Origin of the sequence: Bacillus sp. FJAT-14266, assembly GCF_001719225.1 — a bacterium.
Taxonomy (GTDB): Bacteria; Bacillota; Bacilli; order Bacillales; family Bacillaceae; genus Bacillus; species Bacillus subtilis.
Map to the genome: position 1 here is coordinate 400256 of NZ_CP017072.1, position 15403 is coordinate 415658.

At 47.0% G+C, this 15403-nt stretch carries 12 protein-coding genes; 8 read left to right on the forward strand and 4 right to left on the reverse strand.

Annotated elements, in window-relative coordinates; translation table 11 throughout:
• Nucleotides 1–169: 169 nt before the first annotated feature.
• The 3 genes from BGM23_RS02160 to BGM23_RS02170 all read left to right on the forward strand — a co-directional run bounded on the left by BGM23_RS02160 (nt 170) and on the right by BGM23_RS02170 (nt 3226).
• Entirely contained in the window at nt 170–1063 is an 894-nt protein-coding gene (locus BGM23_RS02160; protein WP_046664013.1) for a PucR family transcriptional regulator, read from the forward strand.
• Nucleotides 1064–1183: 120 nt separating this feature from the next.
• On the forward strand, nt 1184–2281 hold the full coding sequence (msmX, locus tag BGM23_RS02165; RefSeq protein WP_003242648.1) for a maltodextrin ABC transporter ATP-binding protein MsmX: 1098 nt from the start codon (nt 1184–1186) through the stop codon (nt 2279–2281).
• 105 nt (nt 2282–2386) lie between these two features.
• On the forward strand, nt 2387–3226 hold the full coding sequence (locus BGM23_RS02170) for a polysaccharide deacetylase family protein (RefSeq protein WP_015714953.1): 840 nt from the start codon (nt 2387–2389) through the stop codon (nt 3224–3226).
• A 13-nt stretch (nt 3227–3239) separates the two neighbouring features.
• Here the strand turns inward: BGM23_RS02170 and BGM23_RS02175 are convergent, their stop codons facing one another.
• From BGM23_RS02175 to cimH, 3 genes are all read right to left on the reverse strand, one after another.
• Entirely contained in the window at nt 3240–3437 is a 198-nt protein-coding gene (locus tag BGM23_RS02175) for a hypothetical protein (protein WP_046664012.1), read from the reverse strand.
• Between the two features lie 57 nt (nt 3438–3494).
• Complete coding sequence (locus tag BGM23_RS02180; RefSeq protein WP_015250900.1) at nt 3495–5183, reverse strand: M56 family metallopeptidase; 1689 nt, start codon at nt 5181–5183, stop codon at nt 3495–3497.
• Between the two features lie 121 nt (nt 5184–5304).
• Nucleotides 5305–6657, reverse strand: a complete 1353-nt coding sequence (cimH, locus tag BGM23_RS02185) for a citrate/malate transporter CimH (RefSeq protein ID WP_003227271.1) — start codon at nt 6655–6657, stop codon at nt 5305–5307.
• Between the two features lie 554 nt (nt 6658–7211).
• Here cimH and cydA point away from each other — a divergent pair.
• From cydA to BGM23_RS02210, 5 genes are all read left to right on the forward strand, one after another.
• Entirely contained in the window at nt 7212–8618 is a 1407-nt protein-coding gene (gene cydA, locus BGM23_RS02190; protein WP_003243795.1) for a cytochrome ubiquinol oxidase subunit I, read from the forward strand.
• Nucleotides 8602–9618 (forward strand): cytochrome d ubiquinol oxidase subunit II, encoded by a 1017-nt coding sequence (gene cydB / locus BGM23_RS02195; RefSeq protein ID WP_003227274.1) that lies wholly within the window; start codon nt 8602–8604, stop codon nt 9616–9618. The genes cydA and cydB overlap by 17 nt, the downstream gene beginning before the upstream one ends.
• A complete protein-coding gene (gene cydD / locus BGM23_RS02200) occupies nt 9618–11321 on the forward strand; it encodes a thiol reductant ABC exporter subunit CydD (RefSeq protein WP_015250901.1) in 1704 nt (567 codons plus the stop codon). Before cydB ends, cydD begins: the two co-directional genes overlap by 1 nt.
• On the forward strand, nt 11318–13045 hold the full coding sequence (cydC, locus tag BGM23_RS02205) for a thiol reductant ABC exporter subunit CydC (RefSeq protein ID WP_041054180.1): 1728 nt from the start codon (nt 11318–11320) through the stop codon (nt 13043–13045). The genes cydD and cydC overlap by 4 nt, the downstream gene beginning before the upstream one ends.
• 85 nt (nt 13046–13130) lie before the next feature.
• A complete protein-coding gene (locus BGM23_RS02210) occupies nt 13131–13961 on the forward strand; it encodes an NAD(P)H-hydrate dehydratase (RefSeq protein ID WP_029726189.1) in 831 nt (276 codons plus the stop codon).
• Between the two features lie 14 nt (nt 13962–13975).
• Here BGM23_RS02210 and BGM23_RS02215 read toward each other — a convergent pair whose 3' ends face one another.
• The gene (locus tag BGM23_RS02215; RefSeq protein WP_029726190.1) at nt 13976–15349 is read right to left on the reverse strand and encodes a cytosine permease; all 1374 of its coding nucleotides are present in this window, start codon (nt 15347–15349) and stop codon (nt 13976–13978) included.
• Between the last annotated feature and the right edge of the window lie 54 nt (nt 15350–15403).

The following is a 15403-nucleotide window of genomic DNA, read 5'->3' on the forward strand; positions in this document are numbered from 1 at the left end:
TTGGTCCTGCATATCCTCTTCTATTTCCGCTGAAGCCAATATGTAAACGAATGAGGTTTCCCTTTCAGTTTCTCGTCTATCTATACCGGATATACTCTTTTTTAGTGGAGAACATGTGTGTTTCGCCTTATACTGAATATACAGATCCTTACATAAGAGAGGAGACTCTATGAAATCGCTGCTGGCTATTTATCCCGGTTCGATTGTGTCTGAGGAGCTTTGCATAAGGGAAGGCTGTCTATGTTTTTTTGATGAGAGCAATCAGAGATATATCTCCATTCCGAAAACAGAGATCAGTGAAAAAGAAGTATTGGTGCTGCAATCATTTTTGACGCCTGCGGATGAGGGCAATCAACTGTCTATGAAATCACCTGAGGAAAACAAGTGGTTTTCGTTCCTTTTTTCCAGAGGGGAATTGCCGGCGTACATAAAGAAACGGACGAGATTTGTTCACTTTCATTTATTCGGCAAAATAGAAAGGACGTCCTTTACAGAAGCGGTTCGCCATTTTTGGCCGGTGTCTTTTGTGATTGTGTGGATTCATGAGGACAGAGGCGTGATTGTCGAGCAGGAAAGTGAAGCGGCGGCGAAGAAGGGCGAACTGGAATCGCTCGCAAAAGTTCTTGAAAGTGATTTCTACTTCAGTGTCCGTTTTTACGCCGGAAGATTTTACGAGCCGGATGAGTGTCTGCGAAAACATTACACTCGTGAACAGGCGTATTTCCTGTTTGCTGAAAAACGGCTGCCTCAGGTGCAGAGTGTGACCTTTGAGATGATCTTTCCTTTTCTATTATTAGAAACAGAAAAAGAAAAACTAGAAACACTGCTCTCTGAAGAAGCTGAGCTTTTATTTGGAAGTGAATCTGAGCTAAGGAAGACCATTAAGCTGTTTATTGAAAACAACTCAAACGTCACATTAACAGCGAAAAAGCTGCATCTGCATCGCAACAGCCTGCAATATCGGATTGATAAATTTATTGAGCGGTCAGGGATAGATATCAAATCGTACAAAGGCGCGCTTCTTGCCTATTTTATCTGCCTGCAAAATGAAAGTTCAGAATAAATTGGAAATATGCACGAAAAATGGCTGGGTGATTTTATGAACGCTGCCCATTTTAGCGAGAGGGAATTGCTGTTACACTTAATATAAGAAAGCGTTTACAATAACAAAGGGGGATGTTAGATGGCTGAATTGCGGATGGAGCATATTTATAAATTTTATGATCAAAAGGAACCGGCGGTTGATGACTTTAACCTTCATATTGCCGATAAGGAATTTATCGTATTCGTCGGCCCGTCCGGCTGCGGGAAATCAACGACGCTGCGAATGGTCGCAGGACTTGAAGAAATTTCGAAAGGCGATTTTTATATTGAAGGAAAACGGGTCAATGATGTAGCGCCAAAGGACAGGGATATCGCGATGGTATTTCAGAACTACGCGCTCTATCCGCATATGACGGTCTACGATAATATCGCGTTCGGGCTCAAGCTTCGGAAAATGCCGAAGCCTGAAATCAAAAAAAGAGTCGAAGAAGCCGCTAAAATTCTCGGGCTGGAGGAATATTTGCACCGTAAACCGAAAGCGCTGTCAGGCGGACAGAGACAGCGGGTTGCGCTGGGCCGGGCAATCGTGCGGGATGCAAAGGTGTTCCTGATGGATGAGCCTTTGTCAAACCTGGACGCGAAGCTGAGGGTGCAAATGCGGGCGGAAATCATTAAGCTCCACCAGAGACTGCAGACTACTACGATTTATGTGACACATGACCAGACAGAAGCGCTAACGATGGCGACACGGATCGTAGTCATGAAAGATGGGAAAATTCAGCAGATCGGGACGCCGAAGGATGTATACGAGTTCCCTGAAAACGTCTTTGTCGGCGGGTTTATCGGATCACCAGCGATGAACTTTTTCAAAGGGAAGCTCACGGATGGCTTAATCAAAATCGGTTCTGCGGCATTAACCGTCCCGGAAGGAAAAATGAAAGTGCTGCGTGAAAAAGGCTACATCGGCAAAGAGGTCATCTTCGGCATCCGTCCTGAGGATATACATGATGAATTGATTGTCGTGGAATCATATAAGAACTCTTCGATTAAGGCCAAAATCAATGTTGCAGAGCTGCTCGGTTCTGAAATCATGATTTATTCGCAGATCGACAACCAAGACTTTATTGCGCGGATCGACGCCCGCCTCGATATTCAATCGGGCGATGAGCTGACGGTCGCATTTGATATGAATAAAGGTCATTTCTTTGACAGTGAGACAGAAGTGAGAATCCGATAAGATCAAAAAACCGGACATGGAGACATGTCCGGTTTTTTGCTATTGAAAATTTCAGAATCAAACCGATGAAAAAGGAGGAAGAAATAGACAGAAAGCAGGAGAACGATGAAACGATTGTTTTTAAGCATCTTTCTTTTGGGCAGCTGTTTGGCTCTTGCGGCTTGCGCTGATCAAGAAGCGAATGCAGAGCAGCCGATGCCAAAAGCGGAACAAAAGAAACCGGAAAAAAAGGCAGTACAAGTTCAGAAAAAAGAAGACGATACATCCGCATGGATCAAAACAGAGAAACCGGCAAAGCTGCCGATTTTGATGTACCACAGCATTTCTTCAGGAAACAGCCTCCGTGTGCCAAAGAAAGAATTCGAGGCGCATATGAAGTGGCTTCATGATAACGGCTATCAGACATTAACACCGAAAGAGGCATATCTCATGCTGACGCAGGATAAAAAACCGAGTGAGAAATGCGTATTGATCACATTTGATGACGGGTACACCGACAATTATCAAGATGCGTATCCGGTGCTGAAAAAGTACGGGATGAAGGCAACGATTTTTATGATCGGCAAATCGATCGGACATAAGCACCATCTGACAGAGGAACAAATGAAGGAAATGGCACAGCACGGCATATCGATTGAAAGCCATACGATTGACCACCTTGAGCTGAACGGATTAACGCCTCAACAGCAGCAAAGCGAGATGGCTGATTCGAAAAAGCTGTTCGACAACATGTTTCATCAGCAAACCTCCCTCATCAGCTATCCGGTAGGGCGCTACAATGAGGAGACGCTGAAGACCGCTGAAAAAACAGGCTATCAAATGGGCGTGACGACAGAACCGGGCGTGGCTTCAAGAGACCAGGGAATGTATGCCCTTCATCGTGTGCGCGTGTCCCCAGGCATGTCAGGCTCGGCTTTTGGTGCGTACATCGAATCAATGAAATAAAAAAAGGCGGCGTTTAATCGCCGCCCCCTCCGCCGCCACAGCCGGAATCGCTGAAACCTCCGTCACTGCTGCATCCATCATGGTGTGAGCCGTTGTCTGAATAACCGAAATACCCGCTGTCCGCCTGCTGGCGGATTTTATTATCCGATGGCTGCGGCTGAATGACTGAAAGAAAAACAATAATAGCTATTATCAATAAGATCACTATCACTTCTGGTCACTCCCTTTTTTCACCATATCTGTTATACGGATGAAACGCTGACCGGTTTCATTTCAAAGTGATCGATTCTTTCAGGCGGTCTCTGAGCCAGCGCTTTAGCACCCCATGTCCTTTGTTTGACAATAAAGTGCCGACACGCCAATACATAGGGGGATGAGGAGCGAACTGAAAATCAATCAATCTGAAAAACCAGCTTTTATCACGGGTGAGAGAGTCAATTTGAAGCTCGTCTTCACCGGCTTCAGAGCTGTAGGCACTTTGTTTCTGTATGTCCTCATCCTGCTGAACCGCCAAGATTTTCAAGGCTTCAGCCATTTGTTTGTAACCGCCCTCCAGCAAGGATGCGCCAAGGTTGTCAGCACGCACCTCCATCCATTGTGAACAAAAGGATTGATAGAGCTGGAATAGGATAATGATTGCCATAATGAAAGCCCAAAGCGCAATTTTGTGGGCCTCGGGATGGGTGATATGCTGCTCAAACAAGAGGAAAATCCCAACGACAGCTCCAAGATATAGAAAACGCAAAAGCTGTGATGACAGAACGTCACGTTTTTTGATATGAATTGCCTCATGGGCCAGAATGCCTTCGATGACACGCTGTGGAAGTGTTAGTGTGGCGCTTGTCAGGATGACCATTGACCTCCCGACATTCATGCCTACTGCCATTCCGTTGTAATCATCACTCTCCGTTTCGTATATGCGGACATGGGAAATGCCGGCCGATCGGAAAATCATATCGGCCGCTGCCTGTACATGCGGATGATGACAAGGCTTGGCGTCCATCGCTGCCCGCAACACACGGTCTGACATATACATGTTGAATACCCAATATAGGATTACGGCAACAGCCATGACCCATGGAGAGGCGTGTGATGCGTATAACGCGAGCACCAATAAGGCGTAAGCGGATACCCCTTTTACGCTGGCGGCAAAATAAAGCTTCCCGAGCAGCCGCTTCACATTTTTTCTATGATAAAACGGCAAAACAGAAATCACATTGTCCACATTGTTTTTTGCATCTGTGTATTCCTGAAGAATTGTTTTCCATTTTTGCGGTTCCTTCACCGTCAGAAACAGTGTTTCGCCGGGAAGAGACAGTTTAATGACTTGCTGAAAGCTTGTTGTCAAATCTAAACGTGATGAATACATCGTCAGAAGCGGATGGAGCTTTAAGAGATCAGCTGTTGATTCAAGCTGAATGTCCTTCAAATCGGAAAGCGGGTATGTACGGGTTTCATAGTGTGAGCTGATATGCAATTTTTCTAAGGCTGCTGAATAAAAAACCTTTACGCTGAAAACATTCAGTATACGCTTCACCAGTGCCCCTCCGCCGGAGATCATGCCGAGAAGGATCACATATTTGAGAGGGCTTGGGTCAGGTCCATAGATGAAAAAAATAACAGCCCCTGCAAACACAATGGCGGTCAGCGTAATGTCTGACAGGAGACGTGTTTTGTTTCTGGCCAGCTCGATTTCCTGCCAGTCTCCCGAAGGTTTTTCCACACGCTCTGAAACAATGAGATCCATTGCGGTCCAATAGCAGTAGAACATTGTCGCGAGTGAGACAATGCCGTCCATGAATGAGAGATGAGAGAAGATGTAAACTGCAGCGCCGACCCATAGAACAATATCAATCCAGAAGTCTATGGCCGGAATGAGTTTTGCAGCTAGGGCTGATATCAAATAAAATCCCAGCCCGAGAAGCATAAAGAGAAATAGATGAGTTCCCATAGGCATGCCAGATTCCTTTCTATCTAGTATTTCCAACTATTACTATAGCATGGGATGGGAACTTGCAAAAATATGGACATGCAAAAAAGCAAGCTCTTTCGTTTGACGAAGAACTTGCTTGCGGGGATCAATAAAACTGGTGCAGCAGCAATAAGGTTAAGGATACTGTGATCGCTCCCCCGATGCGGGTAGATACCTGGGCGAACGGCATCAACTCAAGCCTTTCAGCGGCGCTTAAAATGGCAACGTCACCCGTGCCGCCTTGTCCAGAATGGCACGCATTGATAATGGCGGTTTCAATCGGATACATGTTCAGCCATTTTCCAGTGAAGAAGCCAACGGCCATCATGGTCACAACGACAGACAGAATCGTAATAATATTACTGAGGTTAAAAGCGGCGACAAGCTTGTCCCACGGCGTCATGGATACCCCAATCGCAAAGAGAAGCGGGTAGGTCACAGCTGTTGAAAAAAAGCGGGACACTCCAAACGCGCCATTTTCAATTGAGGCAGGCACCAATCTGAACAGCTTGATTAGAACAGCCAGTAACAGCATGGCAACGGGTGCCGGAAAACCGAAAAAATCGTGAGCGAGCATGCCGACTAAGTATAAAGAAACAGCAAGGATACCGCCTGACGCAAATAAAGAAAGGTTGAACATTTGTTGTCCGCTTTGTGATTCCTCCAGCGCAGGGGACTCTTCTTCGGATCGGTCCACTTTGCCGTTGCCTGTCCATTCCGGTTTTTTCTTTCCAATTCGGTTCAGCAATCCCGCTAGAATAATCGCGCACAAGCTGCCCAGCATAATCGATGGCAGAACAAGTGCAAACGCTTCCCCTTGAGAAATGGGCATGATGTCAGAATATCCGATGGACAGCGGGATAGCGCCTTCTCCGACTCCTCCAGCCATGATCGGAATGACAATGTACAGCAGGGTATGCTGAAATCCGAGTCCGAGCAATGTCCCGACAGCCAGTCCGACAATAGCGGCTGTGACAGAACCGACAATAAGCGGAATAAAGATTTTCATGAATGCTTTTACGAGTGTTTCTCTTTTCATGCCGAGAATGCTTCCGACGACAATACCGGCGATAAACAAATATAGAAAGTTTGAGTTTTCTGTAAATTCTGTGGTGGATTTGACGATATCATTAGGCAGCAGGTGATAGTACACGACAGCGGACGGAATAAAAGTAGCTAGGATGGCCGGGCCGCCGATAGAACGAACTATCGGTATCGATTTGCCGATTTGGGCAAAGGTAAACCCGAAAAACGCCATGACGGCGATGGATGTCAAAATGTCACTTTTTACATCGTGATGCATAACAAAAACAGTGATTAATATAAACAGCAAGGCATACACAGGAAGCGGTATGATGCCTACTTTTATATTCATCGCTTTCGCAAACCAATTCTCTTTTCGAACCCCTTCGTGAATTGTATCCGTTTGCAATTGCATGTGTGTTTGAAGCTCTCCCATTGAAAAACCTCCCCTATTCTTGATGCAGTGAAATTGTTCACTATGTTAAGTATACTAAAAAATTGAAATTATTAATATATTAAAAATTTACTATTCAACTTTTCTCCACTTGCCGGTTCAAATGAAAAGAGGCATCCTGCCTAAAATCTGTTTATGACGGAGTGCGGAGAAACGAGTGCTGGTGCAGGGCAAGCATTTTGTTCGCAAGGAACGATGTGTTGATGTACGATAATAAAGGGTCATTTATCCTAGCAGCCGACATAAATAAGCAACAAAATAGACAAAAATCCGTCACATAGTGCGGGACTTTTTAGGTATTTTAGGCTTTATTTTTGAAATGAATCGTTGTAAAGTACTTAATATGAACCAGTCAGAGATTGTGTCATTTGGTCAGTCTGGCAATCTTGCCTCATATTGAACGACTTTTTGACACATTTGTGAAATATTGAACAATATTTTTTTCGTCTATTTTGTGAATTACTGATCAAAGTCTCGGTTCTATTTGTGAAGTAGTGAGCAAATTAACAGTTTTAACCGGAAATGGAGGAGAAAGCATGAGTGAATTGGTATTAGCCCGCATACAATTTGCATCAACAACGTTGTTTCACTTCTTGTTTGTGCCGATGTCTATCGGGCTTGTGTTTATGGTTGCGTTGATGGAGACTCTTTATCTTGTAAAGAAAAATGAGCTGTATCTCAAAATGGCAAAGTTTTGGGGACACTTATTCTTAATAAATTTTGCAGTCGGTGTTGTAACGGGGATTTTGCAAGAATTCCAGTTTGGACTGAACTGGTCAGATTACTCCCGTTTTGTCGGAGATGTATTTGGCGCTCCGCTTGCGATTGAAGCATTATTGGCGTTTTTCATGGAATCTATTTTTATCGGATTATGGATTTTTGGCTGGGACCGCCTGCCGAAGAAAATTCACGCTCTCTGCATATGGCTCGTATCATTCGGAACGATCATGTCATCTTTCTGGATTTTAACAGCAAACTCCTTTATGCAGGAGCCGGTCGGCTTTACGATCAAAAACGGCCGCGCGGAAATGAATGATTTTGGCGCGTTGATTACAAACCCTCAGCTTTGGGTTGAATTCCCGCACGTTATTTTCGGTGCGCTTGCCACTGGAGCTTTCTTTATTGCCGGAGTGAGTGCTTTTAAACTGCTGAAGAAAAAAGAAGTGCCGTTCTTTAAGCAATCTTTTAAACTCGCAATGATCGTCGGCCTTTGTGCCGGTCTTGGCGTCGGCCTTAGCGGACACATGCAGGCTGAGCACTTGATGGAATCACAGCCGATGAAAATGGCTGCAAGTGAAGGCCTATGGGAAGACAGCGGTGACCCTGCTGCTTGGACCGCTTTTGCGACGATCGATACAAAAAATGAAAAAAGCTCAAATGAAATCAAAGTTCCTTATGCCTTGAGCTACTTGGCTTATCAGAAATTCAGCGGAAGTGTCAAAGGGATGAAAACCCTTCAGGCTGAGTACGAAAAAATATACGGTAAAGGCGACTACATTCCGCCAGTGAAAACGACATTTTGGAGCTTCCGCATCATGGTAGGAGCAGGTGTTGTCATGATTCTTGCTGCGTTAGGCGGCCTTTGGTTAAACCGCCGCAAAAAGCTTGAAAACAGCAAATGGTATTTGCGCATCATGATCGCGTTGATTTCCTTCCCGTTTCTTGCGAACTCCGCGGGCTGGATTATGACAGAAATCGGACGTCAGCCTTGGACGGTTATGGGGTTAATGACAACCGCTCAATCTGTGTCGCCTAACGTAACAGCGGGTTCCTTGTTATTCTCAATCATCGCATTCGGTGTGATGTACATGATTCTGGGCGCACTGCTTGTCTTCTTGTTTATCCGTGAGATTAAAAAAGGCGCGGAGCATGATAATCATCATGATGTGCCTGTATCAACAGATCCATTTAGTCAGGAGGTATACCATGGCATCTCTTCATGATCTTTGGTTTATACTCGTTGCCGTATTGTTTGTAGGTTTCTTCTTTTTGGAAGGCTTTGATTTCGGGGTCGGCATGGCGACCCGTTTTCTTGGCCATAATGAATTAGAACGCAGAGTGCTGATCAACACGATCGGGCCGTTCTGGGACGCGAATGAAGTCTGGCTTTTGACTGGCGCAGGCGCCATTTTCGCGGCATTCCCAAACTGGTATGCAACGATGCTGAGCGGTTATTACATTCCGTTTGTCATAGTGCTGCTTGCGTTAATGGGCCGCGGGGTCGCGTTTGAGTTCCGCGGCAAGGTGGATCATTTAAAATGGGTAAAGGTTTGGGACTGGGTCGTTTTCTTCGGCAGTCTGATTCCTCCGTTTGTGCTTGGTGTGCTGTTCACGACATTATTCCGCGGGATGCCGATTGATGCCGACATGAACATTCACGCACATGTATCTGATTATATCAATGTATATTCTATACTTGGCGGTGTGACGGTAACACTTCTTTGCTTCCAGCATGGATTAATGTTTATCACGCTGCGTACGATTGGTGATTTGCAAAACCGCGCCCGGAAAATGGCGCAAAAGATAATGGGTGTTGTTTTTGTAGTGGTTCTTGCCTTCGCGGCCCTTTCTGCGTATCAGACAGACATGTTTACACGCCGCGGCGAGATTACCATTCCGCTCGCTGTTTTGATTGTCATCTGCTTTATGCTCGCGGCTGTATTTATTCGTAAGAAAAAAGACGGCTGGACATTTGGGATGACAGGCGCTGGTCTGGCGCTGACCGTGGGAATGATCTTTATTTCCCTATTCCCTCGTGTAATGGTCAGCTCGCTTCATAGCGCATACGATTTAACAGTAGCTAACGCTTCTTCCGGAGATTATTCGCTTAAAGTCATGTCAATTGCAGCATTAACGCTATTGCCGTTCGTCATCGGCAGCCAGATCTGGAGCTATTATGTCTTCCGGAAGCGCGTCAGCCATAAGGAGCCTATGACTTATTAATGGGAAAAGACCTGTTTCGATATAAAGGAATGAAGCGGATTCTCACCTTGATTACTTGTTTAACGATGATTCAGACAGCCGCCATTATTATGCAGGCAGAGTGGCTGAGTGAGGCCGTAACCGGACTGTTCAACGGGAAGGGCATTACCTCCCTTTTTCCGATGATCGGCTTTTTCCTCATCGCTTTTATCGCCCGGCACGGGGTGACGGTGGCGCGACAGAAAATCGTCTATCAATACGCCGCCCGGACAGGAGCAGATTTGAGGAAAAGTTTTCTTGATCAGCTGTTCCGATTAGGCCCCCGCTTTGCAAAGAAAGAGGGGACGGGGCAAATGGTGACGCTGGCGATGGAAGGCATCAGCCAGTTCCGCCGCTACCTGGAGCTGTTTCTGCCGAAAATGGTCAGCATGGCGATTGTGCCTGCGGCAGTTGTCATTTATGTGTTTTTTCAGGATCGGACATCAGCCATCATTTTAGTCGCTGCTATGCCGATTCTGATCATCTTTATGATTCTCCTCGGCCTTGTCGCGCAGAGAAAAGCGGATCGTCAGTGGAAATCCTATCAGAGACTTTCCAATCATTTTGTTGATTCTCTTCGCGGGCTGGAGACATTGCGTTTCCTAGGTTTGAGCAAGTCACACAGCAAAAATATTTTCTATGTGAGTGAGCGGTATCGCAAGGCAACGATGAGCACACTCCGGGTGGCGTTTTTGTCATCATTCGCCCTCGATTTTTTCACGATGCTGTCGGTGGCGACAGTCGCAGTATTTCTGGGCCTGCGCCTCATTGACGGCGATATTTTGCTTGGCCCTGCTTTAACGGCGCTTATTCTGGCGCCTGAGTATTTTTTGCCGGTGCGGGAAGTGGGGAATGATTATCATGCAACGCTGAACGGCCAGGAAGCAGGAAAAACCATTCAAGAGATTTTGTCGCAGCCTGGTTTTAAAGAAGAGACGCCGCTTCAGCTCGAAGCTTGGTCCGATCAGGATGAGCTGAAGCTGTCAGGCGTGTCAGTCGGCCGTTCGGTGTCTGATATTCATCTCTCATTCAAAGGCAAGAAAAAAATCGGCATTATCGGTGCAAGCGGCGCCGGAAAATCAACATTAATTGATATTCTCGGCGGATTTTTAGAGCCGGATGGCGGGATGATTGAGGTTAATGGTACAAGCCGGTCCCATTTGCAGGACGGCAGCTGGCAGAAGAACCTTCTTTACATTCCCCAGCATCCGTACATTTTTGATGATACGCTTGGCAACAACATTCGCTTCTACCATCCAAGCGCTTCGGCAGAGGATACAACACGTGCTGCTGCCTCAGCGGGACTGACGGAGCTGGTGAACAACCTTCCTGACGGATTAGAGGGACGGATCGGGGAAGGCGGCCGGGCGCTCAGCGGCGGCCAGGCACAGCGTGTCGCGCTGGCCCGCGCCTTTTTGGGAAACCGTCCGATCCTGCTGCTGGATGAGCCGACCGCCCATCTTGATATCGAAACAGAATATGAAATAAAAGAAACGATGCTGGATTTATTTGAGGATAAGCTCGTCTTTCTCGCGACTCACCGCCTTCACTGGATGCTCGATATGGACGAAATTATCGTGCTTGACGGGGGCAGGGTTGCGGAAATCGGGACTCACAATGAACTGCTGGAGAAAAACGGTGTGTATACCAAACTCGTGAAGGCACAACTGGGGGAAAGAGCATGAAGAAAGAAGAATGGATTTTGCCGTATATCAAGCAAAATGCCCGCCTGTTCGTTCTGGTTATCTTTTTGGGTGCGGTGACGATTTTTTCTGCTGCTTTTCTCATGTTCACCTCAGGTTTTTTGATTTCTAAAGCGGCGACAAGGCCGGAAAACATTCTGCTCATTTATGTGCCGATTGTCGCTGTGCGCACCTTTGGGATTGCGCGCTCTGTGTCGCGATATGTGGAACGGCTCGTCGGCCATCACATCATTTTGAAAATCGTATCTGACATGCGCGTCCGCCTTTACAATATGCTTGAGCCGGGTGCTTTGATGCTGCGTTCCCGTTTTCGCACGGGGGATATGCTCGGCATTTTGTCTGAGGATATTGAGCATTTGCAGGATGCTTTCTTAAAAACGATTTTTCCTGCGATCTCAGCCTTGCTCCTGTATGCTGTGTCAGTGATAGCGCTCGGCTTCTTCTCTTGGCCGTTTGCCATATTGCTTGCGCTGTATTTGTTTGTTCTTGTTGTATTGTTTCCGGTTGTGTCTTTGCTCGTGACGAGAGCGAAGAATGCGAAGCTGAAAAGCGGACGGAATGTGCTGTACAGCCGTCTGACAGATGCTGTGATGGGTGTCAGCGACTGGATGTTCAGCGGACGCCGGCATGCTTTTATTGATGCTTATGAAAAAGAGGAACGTGATTGGTTTGAGCTTGAACGGAAAAAACAACGCTTTACAAGATGGCGGGACTTTGCTGCGCAATGCCTTGTCGCTGGCCTTATTTTGCTGATGCTGTTTTGGACAGCGGGACAGCAAGCGGACGGCGAGCTCGCTAAAACGATGATTGCCGCTTTTGTGCTAGTGGTGTTTCCGTTGACGGAAGCCTTTTTGCCGCTTTCGGATGCCTTAGGCGAAGTGCCGGGCTATCAGGATTCTATCAGACGCATGAACAATGTGGCTCCTCAGCCGGAGGCGTCACAAACTGAATCAGGGGATCAAATTCTCGATCTTCAAGATGTCACCTTGGCCTTTCGTGATGTGACGTTTTCTTATGACAACAGCAGCCAAGTGCTGCACAACTTTTCCTTTACGCTGCGCCAAGGAGAAAAAATGGCGCTGCTCGGCCGAAGCGGCTCTGGGAAATCAACATCGCTTGCATTAATCGAAGGCGCCTTGAAACCGGACTCCGGTTCTGTGACGTTAAACGGAATGGAGACAGCGCTGTTAAAGGATCAGATTGCGGATGCGGTGGCCGTGTTAAATCAAAAACCGCACCTGTTTGATACAAGCATTTTGAACAACATCAGGCTCGGAAACGGAGAAGCAAGCGACGAGGATGTGCGCCGCGCCGCAAAGCAGGTCAAGCTGCATGACTACATTGAGTCATTGCCTGATGGATATCATACCTCTGTACAAGAAACCGGCATCCGTTTTTCCGGTGGAGAGCGCCAGCGGATCGCACTTGCGAGGATTTTGCTGCAGGATACACCGATCATCATCCTCGATGAGCCAACAGTCGGCCTCGATCCTATTACCGAACGTGAATTGATGGAAACGGTGTTTGAGGTGCTGAAAGGAAAAACGATTTTATGGATTACACACCATCTCGCGGGAGTGGAAGCAGCCGATAAAATCGTATTTCTCGAAAACGGCAAAACAGAAATGGAAGGAACCCATGAGGAGCTGCTGGCGGCAAACGAACGATATCGCCGCCTGTATCACCTTGATGTTCCTGTAAAATAAAAGACAGCCCTAAAAGGCTGTCTTTTTTGTTTGAAAAAGAAAAGGGACAGGAAAAATAGGAAAAGAAAGCAGAGGAGGGATAGAGATGAATGTTCCATTTTGGACGGAAGAGCATGTAAGGGCCACGCTTCCTGAAAGAGATGCGGAGAGCCATAAAGGCACGTACGGTACGGCTTTGCTGCTGGCTGGAAGTGACGACATGCCGGGAGCAGCGCTGCTTGCAGGGCTTGGGGCCATGCGGAGCGGTCTCGGCAAGCTTGTCATCGGTACATCAGAAAGCGTAATCCCGCTAATTGTTCCTGTTTTGCCCGAGGCGACCTATTGGCGTGACGGCTGGAAAAAGGCGGCGGATGCTCAGCTTGAAGAGACGTACCGGGCCATTGCCATCGGACCGGGCCTTCCGCAAACGGAAAGCGTACAGCAGGCAGTCGATCATGTGCTTACGGCTGATTGTCCTGTTATTTTGGATGCCGGAGCGCTGGCGAAGCGCACATATCCGAAACGGGAGGCCCCCGTCATCCTCACGCCGCACCCGGGCGAGTTTTCCCGAATGACAGGGGTGCCCGTGAACGAATTGCAGAAAAAAAGAGCGGAATATGCAAAGGAATGGGCGGCTCAGCTGCAGACTGTCATTGTGTTAAAAGGAAACCAAACCGTCATCGCGTTTCCTGATGGAGACTGCTGGCTCAATCCAACTGGAAACGGGGCGCTCGCCAAGGGCGGAACCGGTGACACGCTGACGGGCATGATATTGGGGATGCTCTGCTGCCATGAAGATCCAAAGCACGCCATATTAAACGCGGTCTATTTGCATGGTGCGTGCGCCGAGCTCTGGACGGACGAGCACTCCGCTCATACGTTGCTCGCTCATGAGCTATCTGACATCCTGCCCCGCGTGTGGAAACGATTTGAATGATAAAAAAGCTGTCTTCAGAGAGAAGACAGCTTTTCTTGATACCCCGCCCGTTTTTTCAGACGCGGTTTCATTAATGCATAGTAAAGCACAGAAGGCACGGCCAAGCCGATAATCCATGCGATGTCTCCGCCGCCAAACATTTTGGCAAGCGGTCCGATGTAAAAGCTTGTATTGATAAACGGAATTTCCAGCAAGATAGACAGCACGAACGCAATTGTGGTGATCCAATTGACCTTTCCATAAGGCCCGTTTACGTCGAACATGGCTTTGACTTGATACTTTCCGTGGCGGACGAAGTAGTAATCGACTAAATTGATTGCCGTCCACGGAATTAAGAAATAACTGATGAAAAAGATAAAATTCAAAAACAGCTCCATAAAATTGCTCTGTCCCAGTAGGCTTAAGACTGTGCCGACAAGCGTGACACCCAGGATCATGATGATTCTGACTTTGGGCGTGACTTTTAATTTCAGAAATGGCTCCAGCGTTGTTGTCGTGGACATGAAAGCCCCATACAGGTTAAAAACATTGATCGCCATTTGCCCAAATAACACAATGATCAGCATAATAAACGAGAAGGGACCGAACAATTGGACAATCTGGCTGCCTGAGTTTGCCGTAAAGTCAGGAAGTGAGGTTGTCAGCAATGCGCCGAGCAGCATCATCCAGATGGAGCTGACAGATGTACCTGCATAGCTGTACCAAAATGTTTTTGAAGCCGGTGTTTTAACTGGCAGATATCTTGAATAATCGGCAACATATGGCGCGTAGGCAAGCTGCCACGTCGCAACTGCGCTGACTGCCACCAAGAAAATTGGCAGATCAATCGCTCCGGGAATCCAGCTGCCTGCCGGAATCGGCAATTGAAAAATGAGAATCGTTGCAGCAAAAAATACAGCAAAAGAGGTCCAAGAAAGGATTTTTTGCATTTTGTGAATCAAATCATGGCCGAAAATGGTGAGTAAAAAACATAAGGCGCTTAAGCCTATAATGCTCCATGATCCCGGGATGGGAACAAAGCTGCTTAAGGTTCCGGCCGCCAGAATCGTGCTGCTTGCGAAGAAACCAAGGTAGATAAACATGACTAAGAAGAGGGGAAGAATCGCTCCGATTACGCCGAATTGGGCACGGCTTTGAATCATTTGCGGGATGCCTAGCTGAGGGCCTTGCGCGGAATGAGACGCCATAAATATGGCACCGATTAAGGTTCCGCAAATAATAGCGGCAACACTCCAAAACAGATTAAGTCCCATTGCAACGGGAATCGTGCCGGTCACTAACGTGGTGATATGCATATTAGCCCCGAACCATACGGGAAATAAATCTTTCGCTTTACCATGTCTTTCTTCATTCGGAATATATTCAATCGTTCGCCTTTCTACTTTCAATGCATCGTCCTCCATATTGGATGTTTTTTTGAAATCGACATAAAGTCATAGCTT